Source organism: Pacificispira sp. HM-600, from assembly GCF_977993705.1.
In genome coordinates, this window is record NZ_OZ388079.1 from 2,016,052 (window position 1) to 2,038,449 (window position 22,398).

16 protein-coding genes and 1 pseudogene are annotated in these 22,398 nt (G+C 66.6%); 10 read left to right on the forward strand and 7 right to left on the reverse strand.

The genetic code is table 11. The features are described 5' to 3' along the window. Positions 1–108 precede the first annotated feature (108 nt). From ACXZ1E_RS09570 to ACXZ1E_RS09590, 5 genes and pseudogenes are all read left to right on the forward strand, one after another. On the forward strand, positions 109–2,637 hold the full coding sequence (locus ACXZ1E_RS09570; protein ID WP_458040294.1) for a DEAD/DEAH box helicase: 2,529 nt from the start codon (positions 109–111) through the stop codon (positions 2,635–2,637). Between the two features lie 181 nt (positions 2,638–2,818). Beyond that, entirely contained in the window at positions 2,819–4,861 is a 2,043-nt protein-coding gene (recQ, locus tag ACXZ1E_RS09575) for a DNA helicase RecQ (protein ID WP_458040295.1), read from the forward strand. Between the two features lie 167 nt (positions 4,862–5,028). Then, positions 5,029–7,143, forward strand: a complete 2,115-nt coding sequence (locus ACXZ1E_RS09580; RefSeq protein ID WP_458040296.1) for an acyl-CoA dehydrogenase family protein — start codon at positions 5,029–5,031, stop codon at positions 7,141–7,143. A gap of 118 nt (positions 7,144–7,261) precedes the next feature. Continuing rightward, complete coding sequence (locus ACXZ1E_RS09585) at positions 7,262–7,522, forward strand: DUF6458 family protein (protein WP_458040297.1); 261 nt, start codon at positions 7,262–7,264, stop codon at positions 7,520–7,522. 952 nt (positions 7,523–8,474) lie between these two features. After that, positions 8,475–8,552 (forward strand): annotated as a pseudogene (locus ACXZ1E_RS09590) (hypothetical protein); the annotation flags it as partial. A gap of 122 nt (positions 8,553–8,674) precedes the next feature. Here the strand turns inward: ACXZ1E_RS09590 and ACXZ1E_RS09595 are convergent. After that, positions 8,675–9,175 carry a recombinase family protein gene (locus tag ACXZ1E_RS09595; RefSeq protein ID WP_458351937.1) on the reverse strand — a complete coding sequence of 167 codons (501 nt, stop codon included), beginning with the start codon at positions 9,173–9,175 and terminating at the stop codon, positions 8,675–8,677. 67 nt (positions 9,176–9,242) lie between these two features. Beyond that, the gene (locus tag ACXZ1E_RS09600) at positions 9,243–11,000 is read right to left on the reverse strand and encodes a cation:proton antiporter (RefSeq protein ID WP_458040298.1); all 1,758 of its coding nucleotides are present in this window, start codon (positions 10,998–11,000) and stop codon (positions 9,243–9,245) included. 148 nt (positions 11,001–11,148) lie between these two features. Between ACXZ1E_RS09600 and pip the strand changes: the two genes are divergently transcribed. After that, positions 11,149–12,147, forward strand: a complete 999-nt coding sequence (gene pip, locus ACXZ1E_RS09605; RefSeq protein ID WP_458040299.1) for a prolyl aminopeptidase — start codon at positions 11,149–11,151, stop codon at positions 12,145–12,147. A 50-nt stretch (positions 12,148–12,197) separates the two neighbouring features. Continuing rightward, on the forward strand, positions 12,198–13,562 hold the full coding sequence (locus tag ACXZ1E_RS09610) for a glutamate decarboxylase (protein ID WP_458351938.1): 1,365 nt from the start codon (positions 12,198–12,200) through the stop codon (positions 13,560–13,562). Between the two features lie 54 nt (positions 13,563–13,616). Here the strand turns inward: ACXZ1E_RS09610 and ACXZ1E_RS09615 are convergent, their stop codons facing one another. From ACXZ1E_RS09615 to ACXZ1E_RS09635, 5 genes are read right to left on the reverse strand one after another with little or no spacing between them, the layout of a single operon-like run. Then, a complete protein-coding gene (locus ACXZ1E_RS09615) occupies positions 13,617–15,347 on the reverse strand; it encodes an aldehyde dehydrogenase family protein (protein ID WP_458040301.1) in 1,731 nt (576 codons plus the stop codon). Further along, entirely contained in the window at positions 15,328–15,594 is a 267-nt protein-coding gene (locus tag ACXZ1E_RS09620; RefSeq protein ID WP_458040302.1) for a glutaredoxin domain-containing protein, read from the reverse strand. The genes ACXZ1E_RS09615 and ACXZ1E_RS09620 overlap by 20 nt, the downstream gene beginning before the upstream one ends. 60 nt (positions 15,595–15,654) lie before the next feature. Then, positions 15,655–16,899 carry a sulfate adenylyltransferase subunit CysN gene (cysN, locus tag ACXZ1E_RS09625; RefSeq protein ID WP_458040303.1) on the reverse strand — a complete coding sequence of 415 codons (1,245 nt, stop codon included), beginning with the start codon at positions 16,897–16,899 and terminating at the stop codon, positions 15,655–15,657. Further along, a complete protein-coding gene (cysD, locus tag ACXZ1E_RS09630; protein ID WP_458040304.1) occupies positions 16,899–17,819 on the reverse strand; it encodes a sulfate adenylyltransferase subunit CysD in 921 nt (306 codons plus the stop codon). Before cysD ends, cysN begins: the two co-directional genes overlap by 1 nt. After that, complete coding sequence (locus tag ACXZ1E_RS09635; protein WP_458040305.1) at positions 17,816–18,571, reverse strand: 3'(2'),5'-bisphosphate nucleotidase CysQ; 756 nt, start codon at positions 18,569–18,571, stop codon at positions 17,816–17,818. Before ACXZ1E_RS09635 ends, cysD begins: the two co-directional genes overlap by 4 nt. Positions 18,572–18,702: 131 nt before the next feature. Here ACXZ1E_RS09635 and ACXZ1E_RS09640 point away from each other — a divergent pair, with 131 nt between their 5' ends. From ACXZ1E_RS09640 to ACXZ1E_RS09650, 3 genes are all read left to right on the forward strand, one after another. Then, on the forward strand, positions 18,703–19,746 hold the full coding sequence (locus tag ACXZ1E_RS09640) for a sulfite exporter TauE/SafE family protein (protein WP_458040306.1): 1,044 nt from the start codon (positions 18,703–18,705) through the stop codon (positions 19,744–19,746). Next, a complete protein-coding gene (gene cysC, locus ACXZ1E_RS09645) occupies positions 19,743–20,927 on the forward strand; it encodes an adenylyl-sulfate kinase (protein ID WP_458040307.1) in 1,185 nt (394 codons plus the stop codon). The genes ACXZ1E_RS09640 and cysC overlap by 4 nt, the downstream gene beginning before the upstream one ends. A gap of 252 nt (positions 20,928–21,179) precedes the next feature. Continuing rightward, positions 21,180–21,941, forward strand: coding sequence for a hypothetical protein (locus tag ACXZ1E_RS09650; protein ID WP_458040308.1), 762 nt, complete (start codon positions 21,180–21,182; stop codon positions 21,939–21,941). The last annotated feature ends 457 nt before the right edge of the window (positions 21,942–22,398 follow it).

The window sequence follows — 22,398 nt, forward strand, 5'->3', positions numbered from 1 at the left end:
CCGATGAGCCCCCTCCCGAGCAACTTCTCCGGAGTTTTGTCCGCCGACCCGCCCGTGACGTTCGCCCAGCCCGTCGCTCCGCGTCGCCGCATGGGGAAGACTCGGAGGATGGACCTTCTCGCTCGGCTGCCCCCCGAGGGTGAGGCGAGCCCGGACGAGATCTACGAAACCTTCGTCGACTGGGCGTCGGACCGGGGCCTGAGTCTTTACCCGGCGCAGGACGAGGCGATCATCGAACTCGTCTCGGGCGCGCACGTGATCCTGTCGACCCCGACGGGCACGGGCAAGTCGCTCGTCGCCGTCGCGGCGCACGCGGCGTGCCTCGCCCGCGGCGGCCGCACGTATTACACAGCGCCGATCAAGGCGCTCGTGAGCGAGAAGTTCTTCGCGCTCGCCGAGATCTTCGGCGCCTCGAACATCGGCATGGTGACGGGCGACTCGTCGGTCAACCCGGATGCCCCGATCATCTGCTGCACGGCCGAGATTCTCGCGAACCTGGCGCTGCGACAGGGCGCCGACGCATCCGTCGACCAGGTCGTGATGGACGAGTTCCACTACTACGGCGATCCCGACCGCGGGTGGGCCTGGCAGGTACCGCTGCTGCTGCTCCCGCGCGCGCAGTTCCTGCTGATGTCGGCCACGCTCGGCGACGTCACCCCGATTGCGAACGATCTCGAGCGTCGGACGGGCCGACCCGTCGCGCTCGTGACGGGTGTCGAGCGTCCTGTTCCGCTCCACTTCTCGTACTCGAAGGACCAGATTCACGAGACCGTCGAGCAGCTGCTCAAGACGAAGCAGGCGCCGATCTACGTCGTGCACTTCTCGCAGGCGGCGGCGATGGAGCGGGCGCAGGCTCTCTCGAGCGTGAAGATCGTTTCGCGCGAGCAGCGCGACGAGATCGCCGAGGCCATCGGCGGCTTCCGCTTCACGACCGCGTTCGGCAAGACTCTTTCGCGCTACGTGCGGGCGGGCATCGGGGTGCACCACGCGGGCATGTTGCCCCGCTATCGACGCCTGGTGGAGACGCTGGCCCAGCGCGGGCTGCTGCGGGTCATCTGCGGCACCGACACCCTCGGCGTCGGTATCAACGTGCCGATCCGCACCGTGCTGATCACGGCGCTCGCGAAGTACGACGGTCAGCGGATGCGGCAGCTCAGCGCCCGCGAGTTCCACCAGATCGCCGGGCGTGCGGGACGAGCGGGATACGACACCGCCGGCACCGTCGTCGTGATGGCTCCGGAGCACGAGATCGAGAACGCCACCTCCGTCGCCAAGGCGGGGGATGACCCCAAGAAGCAGAAGAAGATCGTGCGCAAGAAGGCGCCGCAGGGATTCGTGAACTGGGGTGAGGCCTCGTTCGAGCGGCTCGTGGATGCCGAGCCCGAGCCCCTCGAACCGCACCTGCAGCTGACGGCGGCGATGCTGATCAACGTGATCGCCCGAGGCGGTGACGTCTTTACGAACGTTCGCTCGCTCGTCTTCGACAATCACGAACCGCGCTCCCGCCAGTACGAGCTCGCGCGGCGGGCGCTCGGGATCTTTCGCACCCTGGTCGCGGCGGGCGTGGTCACGACTGGCGGAGCCGGCATCCGTCTCACCGTCGACCTTCAGCCGAACTTCGCGCTCAACCAGCCGCTCTCGCCGTTCGCGCTCGCCGCGATCGGCCTGCTCGACCCTTCGACAGGCTCAGGGCACCGCGCTACTGATGCCTCGGACACCGCCGGAAGCGGCCACTACGCGCTCGATGTCGTCAGCGTCATCGAGGCGACGCTCGATGATCCCCGCCCGGTGCTCTCGCAGCAGCAGTTCATGGCCCGCGGCGAGGCGGTGGCGGCGATGAAACGCGACGGGATCGAGTACGACGAGCGGATGGAACTGCTCGACGAGGTGACCTACCCGAAGCCTCTCGAGGAACTCCTCGCGCAGTCCTTCGAGGTGTTCGCCTCGAGCCAGCCGTGGATCCGTGACTTCGAGCTGTCGCCGAAGTCGGTCGTGCGTGACATGTTCGAGCGCGCCTTCTCTTTCGCCGAGCTCATCCAGCATTACCAGCTCGCGCGCAGCGAGGGCCTCGTGTTGCGCTACCTCAGCGATGCGTACCGCGCAATTCGCCAGACGGTGCCGATCGAGGCGCAGACCGACGATCTGCTCGACCTGATCGCGTGGCTGGGTGAGCTCGTCCGGCAGGTCGATTCGAGCCTCGTCGACGAGTGGGAGAGCCTGATCAATCCCGTTGTCGACCCGTCGGCTCCGGTCGTCCCTCCACCGCCGCCGTCGCTCGTGCGTAACCGTCGGGCGTTCCTGGTGCTGGTGCGCAACGAGCTGTTCCGGCGTATCCGTCTCGCAGCTCTTCAGCGGGACGACGAGCTCGTTGAACTCGATCCGGATGCCGGATGGCCCGACGCGCTCGACGCCTACTTCGACGAACACGACGAGATCATGACCGGCGGACCGGCGCGATCACCCGCGCTCGTCACGATCGACGAATCCGATGCCACCAACGGCATATGGCGGGTAGAGCAGACGGTCGACGACCCCGATGGCAATCACGACTGGCGCATCCGCGGGACGGTCGACCTCGAAGCCTCCGACGAGGAGGGCGCCGCGGTTTTGCACATCGGCGAGGTTCTGCGGCTCTAGTCCATCCCGACCTGCGGCGGCGCGAGCTACGTGAACATCCGAGAGGTGCGATCGGTCCTCGGGCCGCTCGAAGTCTGTCCTGGGTTCACTCCCGTCCCGCGGAACCTCTGAGATGTCCGCCGCGTGTCGGGCTCAACCGCGGCCCGGGCCGAGCGTCGGGGGCGGTCGTTACACTCGACAGGTGCCTCCAGCCCCCTCCGACCCGTCCGCCGCATCCGCCGCGGCCGAGCAGTGGACCGGGGCATGGGACGAACCGCCGCCGGACGACTGGGCGCCCGAGCCCGACGACTGGGTCCCACCGCCCGACACCGGCGCGCCCCCGCCCGACTGGGCTGCCGCGGCGCCACTCGCCCCGGGCCCCGGGCGCCCGGCCGCAACTCCGCGCGAACGCCGCGCCGCGTCATCCGGATACGCCACCCCGCTTGATGCTCTGCGCACCGTCTACGGGTACGACGCGTTCCGCGGCGATCAGGCCGATGTCATCGAACACGTCGTCGCGGGCGGCGATGCCATCGTCCTGATGCCCACGGGCGCGGGCAAGAGCGTCTGCTACCAAGTCCCGGCTCTCGTCCGGGAGGGCACGGGCCTGGTCGTCTCGCCCCTCATCGCCCTGATGCACGACCAGGTCGATGCGCTGCGCGCGAACGGCGTGCGCGCGGCCTACCTCAACTCGACGCAGGCGCCCGATGAACGAGCCCAGGTGGAGCGCGCCTACCTGGCGGGTGAACTCGACCTGCTCTACGTCGCGCCGGAGCGTCTCAACACGTCGTCCACCGCGCGCCTGCTCGAGGGCGGCAAGCTCAGCGTCATCGCGATCGACGAAGCGCACTGCGTGTCGCAATGGGGTCACGACTTCCGGCCCGATTATCTCGGGCTCGGCGACCTGGCCGAGCGGTTTCCGGGGGTGCCGCGCCTCGCCTTAACCGCGACCGCGACGCCCGCGACGCACGCCGAGATCGGCGAGCGGCTTCGGCTTCCCGAGGCCCGGCACTTCGTCGCGAGCTTTGATCGCCCGAACATCCAGTACCGCGTCGAACCGAAGGTCGAGCCGCGTAAGCAGTTGCTGTCCTTCATCCGCACCCAGCCCGAGGGATCGGCCGGGATCGTCTACGCACTCAGCCGCAAGAGCGTCGACCAGACCGCCGCCTACCTGCGCACGCAGGGGATCGACGCGCTGCCGTATCACGCGGGCCTCGATGCCTCGACGCGCTCGACACACCAGTCCCGGTTCCTGCGCGAGGACGGCGTGGTGATGGTCGCCACCATCGCCTTCGGTATGGGGATCGACAAGCCGGATGTCCGTTTCGTCGCGCACGTCGACCTGCCGAAGTCGGTCGAGGGCTACTACCAGGAGACGGGCCGTGCGGGCCGTGACGGCGAGCCATCCGTCGCCTGGATGGTCTACGGGCTCGGCGACGTGGTGCAGCAGCGCCGCATGATCGATCAGAGCCCGGGCGACCGGTCGTACAAGACGCGACTCGGTCAGCACCTCGATGCGATGCTCGCGCTCTGCGAGACGGTCGGATGTCGGCGGCAGAACCTGCTCGGTTACTTCGGCGAGGCGTCCGGTCCGTGCGGCAACTGCGATACCTGCCTCACCCCGCCCGAGACCTGGGACGGCCTCGTCCCGGCGCAGAAGCTCCTCTCGACCATCGTGCGTCTGCAACGCGAGCGCGGCCAGGCGTTCGGTGCGGGCCATCTCGTCGACATCCTGCGCGGGGCGTCCACCGACCGCATCCGGCAACAGGGCCACGACAAGCTCTCGACCTATGGCCTGGGCGCCGAGTTGAGCGACCAGGACTGGCGGAGCGTCATCCGTCAGCTGCTCGCTCGCGGCATCCTTGTGGCGCAGGGTGAATACGGCACCCTGGCGCTCGGCGAACCGGCCGGCTCCGTACTGCGCGGAGAGGCGCCCGTGCCCTTGCGGCGCGATGTGCTTGGGCGCACCGGCGGGGGCGGCGGCTCCCGTTCGCGGCGAACGGCCGCATCAGCGGACGTGGATGCGGCCGACCAGCCGCTGTTCGAAGCACTCCGCGCCTGGCGGGCCGAAACGGCGCGCGAGCTGGGTATGCCGGCGTACATCGTGTTCGGCGATGCGACCCTGCGCGCGTTGGCCGAGCACCGCCCCTCGTCGGCGGCCGAGCTGGACGGCATCACGGGCATCGGCGCGAAGAAGCGCGAGGCGTACGGCGAGGCCGTGCTCGCGGTGATCGCCGCGGCGTAGTACGGGCGCGCGCCTGAATGGCGCATCGGCGGTGTGTGGGGAGGCGACAATACGGCCGGGGCACGTGGTGCATCGCGTTTGGAGCAACCAAACAGGTGACTTCGATCATCGTTGTCGCAGTCCTACGATGACGGCAGACTTCCGTTTTCTCTGTCGAAAGGACAGTCATGGTCGACACCGTCGTTCGCTCCCGCAAACCCTCGAGTGACAAGCGCACCCCCGCGGGGGGTGCGACCCCCGAACCGAACAGTGCCGCCGAGGCATCCGATCCGCGTATCGACATCGAGCACGTCACGGATCTGCTGCTCGGCACCTGGGCCGACACTCGCCGTGTCGCCCGTGAGATGACGAAGAACCCCGACCTGTGGCGCGATGACTCCCTCGGCAAGGACGAGCACCGCGAGCGCGTGCTGCGCCAGATGCACCTGCTCGTCGAGCAGGGCGGCGTACACCGCGCTTTCCCGGTCGAGTACGGCGGCGAGAACAACAACGGGTCGAACATCACCGGTTTCGAAGAGCTCGTCACCGCCGACCCGAGCCTCCAGATCAAGGCCGGCGTGCAGTGGGGCCTGTTCGGTTCTGCGGTGCTTCAGCTCGGCACGAAAGAGCACCACGACAAGTGGTTGCCGGGCATCATGAGCCTCGAAATCCCCGGCGCTTTCGCGATGACGGAGACAGGTCACGGTTCGGATGTCGCGGCTGCTGGCACCACGGCGACCTACGATCCGGCAACGGAAGAGTTCGTCATTCACACGCCCTTCCGCGCCGCGTGGAAGGACTACCTCGGTAACGCAGCCCTGCACGGCATCGCTGCCACGGTCTTTGCGCAGCTGATCACGAACGGCGTCAACCACGGGGTGCACTGCTTCTACGTGCCTCTCCGCGACGAGAACGGCGACTTCCTGCCCGGTATCGGTGGCGAGGACGATGGGCTCAAGGGTGGCCTGAACGGCATCGACAACGGGCGACTGCACTTCGACCACGTTCGGATTCCGCGGACGAACCTGCTCAACAAGTACGGCGATGTCGCCCCCGACGGCACCTACTCGAGCCCGATCGGAAGCCCCGGTCGCCGCTTCTTCACGATGCTCGGCACCCTCGTCCAGGGACGCGTTTCGCTCGACGGCGCCGCGATGTGGGCGTCGGCACTCGGCCTGAACATCGCGATCACGTACGGTACGCAGCGCCGCCAGTTCGATTCCGGTGCCGGCACCGACGAGGTCGTGCTGATGGATTACGGTCGGCACCAGCGCCGCCTGCTTCCGCGGCTTGCGACGACCTATGCGGGCCTCTTCGCGCACGATGAGTTCCTGCAGAAGTTCGACGCGGTGTTCAGCGGCGCGGCCGATACCGACGCCGACCGTGAAGACCTCGAAACCCTCGCCGCCGCTCTCAAGCCGCTTTCGACCTGGCACGCTCTCGACGCGCTGCAGGAGGCGCGCGAGGCGTGCGGTGGGCAGGGGTTCCTGTTCGAGAACCGGCTCGTGGGGCTGCGCGCCGACCTCGACATCTTCGCCACCTTCGAGGGCGACAACAACGTGCTGCTGCAGCTGGTGGGCAAGCGCCTGCTCACCGACTACGGGCGCCAGTTCACGGGCAAAGACGCGAAGGCACTCGCGGCTTTCGCTGTCGGGCAGACGGCGGGCAAGCTCTTCCATGGCGCTGGGCTCCGCCAGCTCGGCCAGGCGGTCGGCGACCTCGGTTCGACCGCGCGTTCGGTTGAACGAGGGCTGCGCGCCGACCAGCAGCACGATCTGCTCGCCGGACGCGTGCAGCAGATGGTCGCCGATATCGCGGGGCGTCTGCGCCCCGCCGCGAAGCTCTCCCCGAAGGAGGCCGCAGCACTGTTCAACGCCAATCAGTCCGAGCTGATCGAGGCGGCCCGTGCGCACGGCGAGCTGCTGCAGTGGGAGGCGTTCACCGATGCCCTCGCCCGGGTGAACGATGACGGCAGCCGTCAGGTGCTGACGTGGCTGCGCGACCTGTTCGGCCTCAGCATGATCGAGAGGCACCTGGCCTGGTACCTGGTCAACGGGCGCCTTTCCGCTCAGCGCGCCGGGGCTGTGTCGCGCTACATCGACCGTCTATGCGTGCGGCTGCGGCCGCATTCGCTCGACCTCGTCGAGGCCTTCGGCTTCGCCCCCGAGCACGTGCGCGCGCCCATCGCTTCGGGTGCGGAGAGGGTGCGCCAGGACGAGGCGCGGGCGTATTACGCCGACCTCGAGGCATCCGGCTCGGCCCCCGTTCCCGAGAAAAAGGCGAAGACGCCGACTCGACCCTGAGTCTTTACCGCATGTCGAAGGCCGGACGCAACCCATCGCGCCCGGCCTTCGGCATGCGTAGGGTCTTCCGCGGCGCGCCGACCCGGTGACGCCGCACACATCGAAAGCAGGCACCCTCATGAGCATCGGATTCGGCATTTTTCTTTTCGCGGTCGGCGCGATCTGCGCCTTCGCGCTCAACGTCGACCTGGGTTGGATCGACATCAAGACCGTCGGCTACATCCTGATGGGCGCCGGCGTCGTCATCACGATCATCGGGATTGCCCTACTGGCGCGCCGCCGCAGCGTCGCCTCCACGACCCGCAGTGGCGTCGATCCCGTCTCGGGTGAGCGTGTCACGCGCAGCGAGACCAGTGCCCCCGAGGACCCGCGCGTCTAAAGCGGCCGATCTGCGACAGCCGAGCCGGAGGCTGCCCCGCACTGCGGACACCGAACGTCCGCGGTGTGGGGCACACTGGTCCCCGAAGAGGGGCCACTCATGGTTGATGGGTCCATAGGGCACGTCGCGGACGCGCACGAGGTCATCCGAGTCGTCGGTGCGCGCGAAAACAATCTGAAGAACATCTCGCTCGAGATTCCGAAGCGGCGCCTGACGGTCTTCACCGGGGTGAGCGGATCGGGGCGGCGCCGGACCGTCCGGATGTCGACGCCCTCGAGAACCTCTCGCCCGCGATCCTCGTCGATCTCGGCCCGGGAGCGGGGCGTAGCGGCGGCGACATCACCTACGCGGGGGATGTCTCGGGTCTGCGCGCTTCCGACACCCTGACAGGCCGGCATCTCGACCATCGAGCGCGCCTCAAGTCGTCCGTTCGCGCGTCGAAGGGCTCCCTGCGGATCCGCGGGGCGAGCCGGCACAACCTGCAGGACGTCGACGTAGACATCCCGCTCGGCGTCCTCACCGTTGTGATCGGAGTCGCGGGATCGGGCAAGTCCTCGCTCATCCACGGAAACCTCCCTCGTTCGAGGACGTGGTGATCGTGGACCAGGCGCCGATCCGGGGCTCTCGGCGCAGCAACCCGGCGACGTACACGGGTGTGCTGGATGGAATACGGACCGTCTTCGCGAAGGCGAACGGCGTCAAACCCGCCCTCTTCAGCGCCAACTCGGCGGGTGCATGCCCGGTGTGCAAGGGCCTCGGCATCATCATCACCGAGCTCGGATTCGCCTCGACGGTCAAGACCGTCTGCGAGGTATGCGAAGGCAAGGGATTCTCGGACGAGGTGCTCGAGTACCGCCTGAACGGCAAGAACATCCACGAGGTCATGTCGATGTCCGCGGCCGAGGCAGCGGAGTTCTTCGCGACGGGTCCCGCGCACACGACGCTTGCGCGGATGGTCGATGTGGGGCTCGCGTACATCACGCTCGGACAGCGACTCAACACCCTCTCGGGCGGCGAGCGGCAGCGTCTGAAGCTCGCCATCAGCATGGCCAAGAAGGGCGCGGTGTACGTGCTCGACGAACCGACGACACCGGGCATTTCGACTCGGCGCTGCGCGCCTCGCTCAATGACCGGCCCGCGATGCTGCCCGCGTCAGCGTCCGGTGTCGAACAGGTGCCGGCCGCCGTGGCTCAGCACCTTCACCACGACACCGCGTGCGTGCAGCTCGGCGACGGCGCGTGTCTCTTCGTCGATGTCCCGCCCGAGGGCGTGCACGTTCGCAACCACGAGCACGTCGCCGTGCTGGAGGGTCGCGAAGAACCGGCCGAGTCGGTCGGACCATCCCTCGAGGATCTCGGGCGAGGGGTGCCGGAATCCCGCGATGGGAACACCGAAACGGGTCAGTTCGTCTCGCTGTTCGGTGACCGAGGGCATCCCCTCACGCGCGACCACGAGACCGACGAGTCGGGCACCCGCGGGCCGCGCGAGCCACCAATCACGATCGCGCTGCAGCTCGGTGAAACACTTCGGGCATTCCGCGGCCAGGTGAGGCAGGTGGAGGGGAGCCGTGGCATCTGTGGCGACGCCATCCTGTCCGTTCATGGCGGGCGCATGGGTGTGACCGTCGGCGACAGCGTCGATCGTCTCGTTCATGGGTGCTCCCTGCTCACAGACCCGTACGAACCATTGTGCATGAGTCGGTGCACGCGCGCTTCGTGACTTACTCGCCCTCGTCGTCGGAACCACTGAGACGCACCTGGATGCTGAGCTCGTCGGCGTCCAGTTCGTCGAGCGAGCGCCGGAGTGCGGCCGTGCTGTAGGTGCCGTCGCGCCGCAGTTCCAGCAGGCGGTCGCGCATGGCGTGGATCATCGCCAGGCGCAGTTCGCTCATCTCCAGTGCTCGCGCATTGGAGTCGTCTTCGGGGGGCTGCAGCACGCGTGCCCGCACCCGCGCCACGGTGTTCGTGTCGAAGGATGTCCCGTCGCTTCGACGCAGATCCGGGGAGGCCAGGGCGGTCGCGGCCGCGGTCTGCAGCTCATCCCGCAGGGTGTCGCGTTCCTCCGGGGATGCGCCGCCGCCCGATCCGGCCAGTCCCAATCGGCGCGCGACCCAGCCGAGAGTTCCGCCCTGGATCAGGAGGGTCCCCGCAGCGACGAAGAACGCCACGAGCAGCAGCGTCGCGCGACTGTCCGTGTCGCGCGGCAGGGTCTGTGCCGCCGCCACGGTCACGGCTCCGCGCATGCCGGCCCACACGATCAGGGAGCCATGCCGCCAACCCAGGGGTGACGCCTCGTAGTAGTCCAGGTCAGCACGTGCGCGAGTCATCCGCAGACGGAAATTGAACAGGCGTCGCGGATTCTCCGGCCCCTTCTCGGGCGCGCGGACCGGCCCGCGGCGTGGCCTGCTCGCCATGGTCTCGGAGCCCGAGGCATCCGTGATCCTCTTGTCCCAATCGTCGAAACGGTCACGCAACGACGTGATCCTTCGTGCTCGGCGACTCTGCGCCCAGACGAGGGGGGCGACGTACAGGATGCGCACCGCGAGCACGATCAGGATCGCCACGGCGGCGAGGGTCGCGGCATGCCAGACGCCCTCGTGCTTCTCTTCACTCTCGACGATGAGGCCGTACAGCTCGAGCCCCATGATGAGGAAGACGCCGCCCTCGAGAACCAGTTCGATCGTCCGCCAATTGAGGGTGTCCGACATCCGCTGTTCTGCCGTGAACCAGCGGGCCGAGCCCTGTCCCGTGACGATCCCGGCGACGACCGCGGCAACGAGTCCCGAACCGCCGAAGTACTCGGTGGGAACGTAGGCGATGAAGGGGATCGTGAAGCTGAGCGCGGTATTGGCAGTGGGACTGGCGACCCAGGCCCGCACCCGCAGATTCACGAAGCCGATGACCGCGCCGACGACGACCGCCAACAGCACCGCCCAGCCGAAGTCCCAGACGCTGTCCAAGACCGAGAACGAACCCGTCACGGCCGCGAGCGCCGAGCTCAGCAACACGAGCGCCGTGGCATCGTTGAGCAGACTCTCGCCCTCGAGAACCGTCACGATACGGGGGGATATCCCGAGCTTTCGCACGATGGATGTCGCGACGGCATCCGTGGGGCTCAGAATCGCGCCCAGACCGATCGCGAGTGCGATGCCGAGACCGGGTACCAGCACGGCGAAAACACCCCCGAGGACGAGGGACGAGATCAGCACCAGGCCGACGGATAGCGCCCCGATCAGCCCGAAATCGCGACGGAACTCGACGGCGGGCAGCGACACCGCCGCCGAATACAGCAGCGGCGGAAGGATGCCCGCCAGGATCCACTCCGGATTCACCTCGACGGCGGGGACGAACGGCAGGAAGCTCACGGCGACGCCGAGCGCGACCAGCGCGAGGGGGCCGGCGACTCCGACGCGGGGCGCGAGGGCGGTGACGAGGGCGATCGCGACGACGCCCATCACCACCAGCAGAATCAGGTCCACGTCCGTCCTTCCGAACCCCGAGGCTGTCGACCGGCGCTGGTGACCGTGACGATCGTCACTCGAGCCATGCGTAGAGCCTAGGGGTCGGTCTCGGCCGACCTCGGGAGGGCATCCCGATGATCGGTGGGGGACGCGATAACGTGGCCGGATGGTGTCCACCCCCGACGAGAGCTCCGCGGCGCGCACCTCGTCGCCCCTGTATCCACCGATCGAACCCTACGAGTCCGGCGAGTTGTTCGTGGGGGATGGCCAGCGGATCTATTGGGAGTGCAGCGGCAACCCCGAGGGCAAGCCGGTCGTGTTCCTGCACGGCGGACCGGGCGCGGGCACGTCGCCCTGGCACCGACGCTTGTTCGATCCCGAGAAGTACCGCATCGTCCTTTTCGACCAGCGCGGGTGTGGACGTAGCACGCCCCACGCGAGTGACCCCGGCGAAGACCTGCGCTACAACACGACGTGGCACCTGGTCGCCGACATCGAGCTGCTGCGCAAGAACCTCGGCATCGCGCACTGGCAGGTCTTCGGGGGATCGTGGGGGAGTGCCCTCGCGCTGGCGTACGCACAGACGCATCCGGATGTCGTGACCGAGATCATCCTGCGCGGGGTATTCACCCTCCGTCGACACGAGCTGGAGTGGTTCTACGAGGGCGGGGCCTCGGCGATCTTCCCGGATCTGTGGGAAGACTTCATCGCCCCCATACCCGTGCTCGAGCGCTCGCGCATGATCGATGCGTACCACCGGCGCCTGACCGACCCCGACCCGAACGTGCACGTGCCGGCCGCCGTCGCATGGAGCCGGTGGGAGGCCTCGACGCTGACCCTTCGCCCTGACGCGGCGCTCGTCGAGCAGATGACCGAAACCGCGGCCGCGACAGCATTCGCGCGCATCGAGAACCACTACTTCGTGCACGGCGGTTGGTTCCGCGAGGGACAGTTGATCGAGGATGTCGGGATCCTCCGCGATATCCCCGCCGTTATCGTGCAGGGCCGCTACGACATCTGCACCCCGCCCATGACGGCCTGGGACCTGCGTCGTGCGTGGCCCGAGGCGCACTTCGTGCTCGTGGCCGATGCCGGACATTCGGCGACGGAACCCGCCATCCAGTCCGCGCTTGTCGCGGCGACAGACCGCTTTGCCTCACGCTGACGCTGTAGCATCCGATCCTCCTCTCCTCCGTCCCCGAACCAGGAGTGCATGTGACCGATTCCGAACTGATCCCTGTCTTCTCACGCACGACCCGCAGTTCGTCGGTCGGTCGCGACCGACTCGGCGCCGAAGCCCTGCTGCCCGACACGGCGTACCAGATCGTGCACGACGAGGCCCTCCTCGACGGCAACGCGCGCCTGAACCTCGCCACCTTCGTGACGACGTGGATGGATGAGCACGCCGACCGCCTGTATGCCGAGACGGTCGACAAGAACATCATCGATAAGGACGAGTACCCCTCGACGGCGGCCGTCGAAAGCCACTGCTGGCGCATCCTCGCCGACCTGTGGCACGCACCCTCGGTACCGGATGCGATCGGCACGTCCACGACCGGATCGTCCGAGGCCTGCATGCTCGGGGGTCTGGCCTTCAAGCGTTGGTGGCAGCAGCGCCGTCGTGCCGAGGGTAAGTCGACCGAGAAGCCGAACCTCGTCATGTCGAGTGCCGTGCAGGTGTGCTGGGAGAAGTTCTGCAACTACTTCGAGGTCGAGCCGCGCTTCGTGCCCATGACTGCGGCACACAAGATCTTCGACGGCCATGACCTCGAGAAGTACGTCGACGAGAACACGATCGGTGTCGTCGCGATCATGGGCGTGACCTATACGGGCATGTACGAGCCCGTGCGCGAGATCGCCGCGGCGCTCGACGCCATTCAGCAGAAGACAGGGCTCGACATCCCGATCCATGTGGACGGAGCATCCGGTGCCATGGTGGCGCCGTTCCTGCAGCCGGATCTGGAGTGGGACTTCCGCCTCGAGCGCGTGCACTCGATCAATACGTCCGGCCACAAGTACGGCGGCGTCTACCCGGGACTGGGGTGGATCGTGTGGCGCGAGCGGCAGTGGCTGCCCGACGACCTCGTGCTCGACGTCTCATACCTCGGTGGGCATATGCCGACCTTCGCGCTCAACTTCTCGCGCCCCGGCGCGCAGGTGCTGCTGCAGTACTACCTGTTCCTGCGCCTCGGCTACGCGGGCTACACCGAGATGCAGCAGTCGTCGCAGGATGTCGCCGTGCACCTCTCATCCGCGATCGCCGCGATGGGGCCGTTCGAACTCTGGAGCGATGGCACCGACATCCCCGTCTTCGCGTGGATGCTGAAAGAGGGGTACACCGACAAGTGGTCGCTGTACGACCTGAGCGATCGGCTGCGGATGCACGGATGGCTCGTGCCCGCGTACCCGATGCCGGTGCACCTGACGCACATCACGGTGCAGCGGGTCGTCGTACGCAAGGACCTGAGCCTCGACCTCGCCGACAAGTTTCTCGCCGACCTCGCGACCGAGGTCGCGTACCTCGAGGCCCTGAAGTCGCCGATGCCCGACATGGGACGCCGAGCGGGGTTCCACCACTGAGCTCGTCTCTCGCGAATGGAGCACGGCGGTCGCTGAGCCTGTCGAAGCGACGAGCTATGCGCGCAGCGCCAGCGCCAGGGTACGCGCGAGCCCCGCAGCGTTGCCCGTCATCTGGTAGCGCGTGAACCCCTCGCTCACCTCGGCGCCGGTCCGCGCGGTGACGAACCAGGGTGGTTTCGGTAGCACGGTGCGCTCCGCGGGGTCGGTGATCGTGCCGACCGAGCGGGGGAACGGTCGGAACGGACCCTGGACGACCGTTCGCTCGACATCTTCGAGCAACAGGGCGTTGTGGACGATCCCGATCCCACTGCCGACGTCCTCGAGCGTTCCGCCCGGGTACGCGCCCCACGTCCCGTTCGCGAGCAGGAAGTTGAAGCCCGTCCAGGCGTTGATCGCGATCGCGCCGTAGCGCAGTTCGGCGATCGCCTCGTCGAAGCCCGAGCCGAGCGAGACTCGGGTGTCGGGGTCGATGAGGAGGTTTGCGCCGAGCGTTCCCGTCAGACGGTCGTTCGCGTAGGCGACTGCCGCGTCGAGGAAGGCCTGACCCGTGCCGGGCAGATCGATGACGCCGAGGATCGGGGCGAAGTACTCCGTGGTTTCGAGCGCCGAGGCATCCTCTTCCGCGTCGATCACCATGAGGACGCGCTCGCCGCCACCGTCGTACGTTTCCGCGACCGGGGAATCCGTGGCAGCCTGCGCGACGCGCTCGGGCGCGTGCGGGTACCAGGTCGGGCGGTGCGGTGCGCGCAGGTACGCGGCGCGAAGCTCCGAAAGGAACGCCCCGCGCTGCGCCCAGTCCCGTGAGATGACGACGATCTGGCCCGCGATGCAGTTGTGTCCAGCGTTCTGCAGGCGCATCGTCACGACGTGCTCGGCCTGAAAGCGCAGGTCTGCCGTCGTCCACTCGCCGGGGACGACGATGACGGGCGAGACCCCGCCGAGCTCGGCGGTGATCGGTTTGGGCATCGCCGGGTCATCGTCGCGTCGGCGACGTTGGGCTTCTTCACCGGTGCCCCAGACGATGACGTCGAACGTCGCCTCGGATCCGGTGATGTGCACATGGTCGATGCCCGCGTGACTGGTCAGGGCCGCGCCGACCGAGCCGTCGCCCGTGACGATGCGCAGGAACCCCGCCGCGATCAGAGGTGCGAGCGCTCGCCGGAAGATCGGCGCGAGAGAATCCATCGTCGGGTTGAGCTTGAGGATGGCGACGCGGTTGCCGGCGACGAGTTCGTACAGCACATCGAGCACCGGGATCGCCGTCACGTTGCCGGCGCCGAGAACCAGGCCGACGCCACCCGCGTCGGACGGATGCCGCTGGCCGAGCCCTGCCTTCTTCCGTGCGTCCTGCTCTGTCACGCCGGGTTGCAGCCAGACCTCTGCCGTGAATCCGGACAGCAAGAGGGCGTCCGCTCGGGTCGCCGGGAACGCGGGCACCGTCACGCGTCCACCCGGCGCGGACCCGAGTGTGAGCGCGTCGATCGGACTCCGTCCAGCGCTCAGCTCCGAGAGGGTGCGAACATATGCGTCCAGCGCCACGATCACCGCGTACGGACCACTCAGCCACTCCTCGCCACGGAGCGGATGCCGGTTATCGAGCCCCTTGATGAGCGCGGCCTGCTCGGCCCACTCCTGCGCGCAGGCGACAACGCTCGCGCGCACGCGCTCGAGAAGACGAGCGCGCTGCGCGAGCGTGAGGTGAATCCAGGAGGGGAGCCCGGTCTGCAGGGCTGCTATGTCGTCGTCGAGGGCGACAGCGACCGGGTCAGACGAGATCGAGCTCACGGAGTTTCGACTCGACGTCGGCGTTCGACGGCTCCACCTGGAACGAGGCATCCGGATACAGAACGACCGGAATGTTGGTGCGTCCCGAGATGTCGCGCGCCACATCCGCGGCGGACGGGTCCGCGACGAGATCGACATACGTGTACGCGACACCGAGTTCGTCAAGCTGCTTCTTGGTGCGGATGCAGTCACGGCACCAATCGGCTCCGAACATCGTGATGGTTTCGGCGGGAGTCTCGGTCGTCATCTGTCCAGCCTAGAACCGCTGGGAGGTCGGAGCGTCGTTTACGGCGCTCCGACCAGTCCCTCAGTTCTCGGTGATGAACCCTGCTCCGACAGTTCGGTTTGAGCTTTCGTCGATCAGGATGAATGATCCCGTCTGGCGGTTGCGCCGATACGGGTCCACGAGGAGCGGTTGGGTAGTTCGGAGCACGACTCGACCAATTGCGTTGAGTTCGAGAGAGCCTGGCGTCATCGAGCGGTGCAACGAGTTGATGTCCAACTCGTACTTCAACTCCTTGACGAGTGCTCGCGCGGTACGTGTCGTGTGCTTGATGGCGTACTTCGCGCCCGGTACGAGGGGAGTTGTGTCCATCCAACAGATCATTGCGTCGATATCTTGCGTCGACTGCGGCTGATTGTTGGGCCGGCTGATCATGTCACCTCGCGAAACATCGACTTCGTCCTCGAGCCGCACCGTCACCGACATCGGTGGGTACGCTTCGGTGACCTCGCCGTCGGCGGTATCAATCGCCTTGATGCGTGAGGGCAGACCACTGGGAAGAACGATGACATCATCGCCCGGGCGCAACACACCACCGGCGACCTGCCCCGCGAGCCCCCGATAGTCCCCGCGGCCGTTCTGCGGACGAATCACGTATTGAACCGGGTAGCGGACGTCGACGAAGTTGCGGTCGCTCGCGATGTACACGTTCTCGAGGTGGTGAAGCAGGGACGTACCCGCGTACCAGTCCATCTTGTCCGAGCGGTTGACGACGTTGTCCCCTGTCAGCGCGGACAGGGGGATTGTCGTGACGTCAGTGAAGTCAAGCTTCGCGGCGAAGTCCACAAAGTCGGCGCTGATCTGGTCGAAAATTTCCTGAGACCATCCGACCAGATCCATCTTGTTGATCGCGAGGACGACGTGCGGCACTCGTAGCAGGGAGACGATCGTGGCATGGCGCCGGCTCTGCTCGAGAAGTCCCTTGCGGGCGTCGACCAGGATGATCGCCAAGTCGGCCGTCGATGCACCGGTCACCATGTTCCGGGTGTACTGGATGTGCCCCGGGGTGTCCGCGATGATGAACTTCCGCTTCGGCGTGGCGAAGTAGCGGTAGGCGACGTCGATAGTGATGCCCTGCTCACGTTCAGCGCGCAGGCCGTCGGTTAGGAGAGCGAGGTCGGTATATTCATCGCCGCGCTGCACGCTCGTGCGTTCGACTGCTTCGAGCTGATCGCTGAAGATAGCCTTGGAGTCGTAGAGCAGACGACCGATCAGCGTGCTTTTGCCGTCATCGACGGATCCCGCCGTTGCGAATCGAAGGATGTCCATCAGAAATAGCCTTCCTTCTTGCGGTCTTCCATCGCCGCTTCGCTTACCTTGTCGTCGCCTCGGGTCGCCCCGCGCTCGGTGATTCTGCTCGCCGCGACCTCTTCCGCGACTTCCTCCGGGGTTGCCGCGGTGGAGAGCACGGCTGCGGTGAGCGTCGCGTCCCCAACAGTGCGGTAGCGGACCGTCTCCTGGAAGACCTCTTCGCCGGCCTTCGGTTGGCAATGCTGGTTGACAGCGAAGTACATTCCGTCGCGAAGGAACACGTCACGTTGGTGCGCGTAGTAGATGGAAGGAACCTCAATCTTTTCGCGGGCGATGTAGTCCCAGATATCAAGTTCGGTCCAGTTGGAGATCGGGAAGCACCGGATGCTCTCTCCCGGGTGGATTCGTCCGTTGTAAAGAGACCAGAGTTCGGGTCGCTGGTTCTTCGGGTCCCATTGGCCGAACTCGTCACGGAAGGAGAACACACGCTCTTTCGCGCGTGCCTTCTCTTCATCGCGTCGCGCGCCCCCCATCAGAGCAGACAAACGGTGTTGCTCTGCCGTCTGCAGGAGAACCGGGGTCTGGATACGGTTGCGTGAACCGTTCGGCTCCTCGCGGACGTGACCAGCGGCGATTGCTTCCGGTACCGACCCGATGATGAGGCGTACGCCCAGTTCGCTGACTCGCCGGTCGCGGAACTCGATGACCTCATCGAAGTTGTGTCCCGTATCAACATGAACGACGGGGAAGGGAACGGGGCCTGGTGCGAACGCCTTGGCAGCGAGGTGCAGCATGACGATCGAGTCCTTGCCGCCGGAGAAGAGCATGGCGGGACTTTCGTTCTCCGCGACGATCTCGCGGATGATAAAGATCGCTTCCGCCTCCAGATAGTCCAGCTGGGTGAGTCCGTACTGCGGGACATCATCCGTTTCGATCATTGGGCATCCCTCTCCAAGAGTGCATTCAGTCGGCGCAACAAATCCTCTGCGAGCAGGGGATTGCAGACTATCAAGTCGGGTAGGTACGGATTCTCGGCGTTGTAGCGCAACTCCGAGCCATCGACCCGCGAGGTGTGCAGTCCGGTGGCGCGTGCCACCGCGACCGGCGCGGCCGAGTCCCATTCGTACTGCCCGCCGGTGTGGACGTAGGCGTCGACCTCGCCGCGCACGACAGCCCCGACCTTGAAGCCGGCGGACCCCATCGGCACCAGCTCGGCGTCGACGTCTTCGGCGAGTGCCGCCACGAGTGCGGTGGCGCGGCTGCGCGAGACGGCGAGTCGGATGCGTGGCGGGGCTTCCCACGTCCGCGCCGGGACATCCGTGGTCAGGACGGTGTCTATGCCGGGAAGGGCGACTGCCCCGGCGACGAGCGCGCCCTCCTGCCAGAGCGCGACGTGTACGGCCCAGTCGTCGCGTCCTTCGGAGAATTCGCGTGTGCCGTCGAGTGGGTCGATTATCCACACCCGATCAGCCGCAGCCCGACGTGAATCTTCGGCGGCCTCCTCCGACAGAACGGCGTCGTCGGGACGGTTGGCATCTAGCGCGGCGGCAAGAAATGCCTGACTCTCAGCGTCGCCCTGGTCCTTCAGCTCGGCCGTGCCGATGAGTTCGGCCGGCGCGCCCTTCTGCAGCTCTCGCAGAAGAGATCCGGCCTCGCGCGCAAGGTGCGCGGCAAGTGCGTGATCGTCCATGGCCCCCCCAGGCTGGAATCGAAGGGTGCGCTCCCCCGGAAACGCACCACTCGTGAATTTGACACTGTAGTGGATTCCGCGTTCCCGCGACGCCGCGGATCTCAGCGTCGGCCTGTGTAACAATGCCAACCATGGACCTGGGGCTTCTCATCGGCGCGTTTGCCGTCGGAATTGTGGTTGGCCTGACGGGCATGGGCGGCGGAGCGTTGATGACCCCGATGCTCGTGCTGTTCTTCGGGGTTTCGCCGCTGACTGCGGTGTCCAGCGATCTCGTCGCGAGCGCAGTGATGAAACCTGTCGGGTCGGCGGTCCATCTGCGCCGAGGCACCGTGAATTTGAAACTCGTTGGTTGGCTCTGCCTCGGTTCTGTGCCGTCGGCGTTTGTGGGCGTGCTCATCCTGAAGGCGCTCGGCGACGGCGAGGATGTGCAGAACGTCGTCAAAATCGCATTGGGATGTGCGATTCTCTTCACCGCCGCGATGCTGATGGTGCGCGCGTATATGCGCCTGGTTGAGCGCGCGCGAAGCCGGAACGGCAGGGGAGCCCCGCTGCCGCAAGAGCGTCCCGAAGTCCAGGTGAAGATCCTCCCGACAGTCATCCTCGGGATCGTTGGTGGATTGATCGTCGGGATGACCTCGGTGGGCTCCGGGTCGCTGATCATCATCGGTCTGATGATGCTGTACCCCGGGCTGAAGGCGAGCCAGCTCGTCGGCACCGACCTGGTTCAAGCCGTCCCGCTCGTTGCGTCAGCCGCGCTCGGCCATGCGCTGTTCGGCGACCTGGACCTGGCCATCTCGATTCCCCTCATCATCGGGAGCGTCCCGGGTGCGTTCATCGGAGCGCAGCTGTCGGCAAGACTCCCCGGCGGGCTCGTGCGCCGGGCGCTGGCGTTCGTCCTCTTGGCGTCCGGGCTGGCGCTCTTGGGTGTGGGAAACATCGAGATCGGCATCATCTTGCTCATTGCATTTATCGGGGGGCCGCTCGTCTGGATGCTCATCCGGCATCGCCTGGGCTTCCCGGCGCTCGCGAGTGTGGAGATGCGCAGGAAACGACAAGGGCGTGAGGCGGTCGCCGCGGAAGACCGGGGCGCCGGACCGCCTCGCGGCGGGGTGGACCGCGTGCCCAGACCCGCTGATGACCCATCATCGAAACCGCCGTCGGGAGGTGCACAGTGAGTGAGACGACCGTGAGAGTGGCACTCGATGGCTCGAGACTCGAGGGCCTCGAGATCCTTCTAGCGAGGCTCCTTCCCCAGGTGGACGGCTACCGCCTGCCCGGAGACGTCCCGGAAGGCTGGCCGGTGGTCCCGCACTTAGTCCTGACCGAACAGCTTCGGAAGAGTGCCGCCGAGGTCATCCTCTCCGATCAGGAGAACACGCCCCTAGCGATTCTCTCCATCTCGGAGACAACGACGGAGGCCGCCGGGCGGACGTGGGTCTCGGGGACTCTCCATCCCCTGAAGCGCCCTGAGCACGGTCCCGCTCGAACCCTCCGACTGTCCGCGGACTCCGACCTCTCCGGCCACACCGTCGCGCTGTTCGGTGGGGTGATTCATCCCGCCGACGTACTGCGAGCCGTCGCCGCGGCGGAGGCCGGGCAGCTAGACCTGGTCGCCGAGGGATCGCTGGACAGCGGCGCTTCCGCGCGCCTCGTCAGCGCGCTGGAGGAATGTGCACTGTTGCGGCCGGACACCCGCGTCTTCTTTGTTCCCCGCGTGGAGTTGGGGGATGTCAGCGAGGACGTCACGCGAGAAGTGATCCTCGCACGAGGTGCGACGGAGATCCTCGATTTCCGTCGCGTGGTCGAGGAGGACGTGCGCGGCGCGGTTGTGCTCTTCACCGGCTTGTCCGGCGCAGGAAAGTCGACCATCGCTCGCGCGGTCGCCGAGGAGATCGCGAGGAGCACAACCCGTCGAGTCGTGCTCCTTGACGGCGACCACGTGCGAGCCGAGTTGGCATCCGAACTGGGATTCAGCCCCGAGGACCGTGACCGCAACCTTCAGCGACAAGCCTGGGTGGGGGCGCGAGTCGCAGAGGCGGGCGGCCTGGCGATATGCGCCCCGATCGCGCCATTCGCTTCTTCACGCGCCGCGATGCGCGCGAAGATCGAACCGGCATCACCCTGCTTGCTCGTCTACGTTTCGACTCCGCTCGCGGTGGCGGAAGGACGGGATAGAAAGGGTCTGTACGCGAAGGCCCGCGCGGGCTTGATCACCGACTTCACCGGAATCGATTCACCGTACGAGATTCCCGAGGACGCCGACCTCTCGATAGACACGTCAGCGCTCTCTGTCGAGCAGTGTGTGGGTGCGGTCGTGTCTCTGCTCACGCAGCGCGGAGTCATCCATGTGGAGTGAGAGCGGTCTCGATTGAGTCTCACCTCTTCGCGGTTTCGGCAGTCGCTTGCGACGCTCCTTGTGTTCTTCGTCGCGGTGGGCGCCGTGGGGTGCTCGCCACCCATCTCCGGTAGTGATGCGGACAGCTCGCGCAGAGATTCCTCGGGATGCGACGCACCACCACCCACCGGGACCGAGTTTGGGACGACGGTCTATCCGGTCGGGCAGACGTTGGAGCAGGCGCTCCGGGACATCGATCGCACTTTCGGTTCCGTGACGGTGGTCCGCGGCTTCGCCCTGGGGGTTCCCGTCGGCTCGGTCGGGGCCGTACGACATTTTTCGCCCGGGCTTCCCTTCAGCTGGTCAAGCGCGAAAGCTGAACTCCTGAAGGATCGCACCCTTGTTCTGTCCTTCAAAGCACCACCGAGCGAGATCGTCGCTGGTGATCATGACGCGTACTTCCGTGAGTGGTTCGCGTCCGCGCCAGATGATCAGACGATCTACTGGTCGTATTTCCATGAGCCTGAGAACGATATTGCCGCGGGGGACTTCACGACCGAGCAGTATCGCGCCGCGTGGGAACGCCTCGCGGCGATTGCGGACGAGTCGTGCAAGCCGAATATGCACTCCACGCTGATTCTCACGGAGTGGACGATGAATCCTGGTTCGCAACGGGACTATCGCGCGTACGATCCGGGACCGGACTACGTGGATGTCCTCGCGTTCGATCCCTACAATGCTCTGTTCGACCTGGAGCGCACGACCTACGATGGCCCCGAAGCTCTGTTAGCACACATCGTGGCGAAGATGGCGGTCGATGGTAGGCCTTGGGCTATTGCAGAGATGGGAAGTCGCCTGATGGAGGGAGACAGCTCGGGCGCGGGGCGCGCCGCGTGGCTGCGCGCCATCGGCGAGTACTCGGAGCGGAACGGCGCGCTGTTCGTGACCTACTTTCACGGGGTCGGGATCAACGGCGACTTCACCCTCGAGGACGAGGCGTCGATCGAGGCGTGGGCGGCATTGGTGAAGGGCTGAGACGGTCCTCTCACCGTCGTAGCGCGCACGCGAACAATGCGTCAGAAAACTGACGGTTGCCTGAGATGCGGCTCATAGGGCACACTTAGCTTCACTCGACTCTCCGCTGGGGGGAGGCGTTCGAGGTGGTTGGGGAACCTAGTGAAGCTTTTTTTTGGGAGCCGTTCGCCCTTGGCGTGGGCCATATCTGTGGTGGCCGTTCTGGGCGTGGTGGCGACAGGTGTTGTTGCAGCGCCAGGTAGCGCGTCAGCTTTGACCGCCGATGCGTCATCGATCGTGCAGGCCGCTATCGTGTCGCCAAGGGCTGCACACGATCGAGTCGTTAGCACTGTCCCTGTCGCATGGACGCCGCAGATTCGCGACGGGCGAGTTTTCGATATCGCCCAGATCGGCAACACTGTCGTTGTCGGTGGCAGCTTCTCGCAAGTGAGTCCGGCGAGCGGCACGCCAGTGTTGA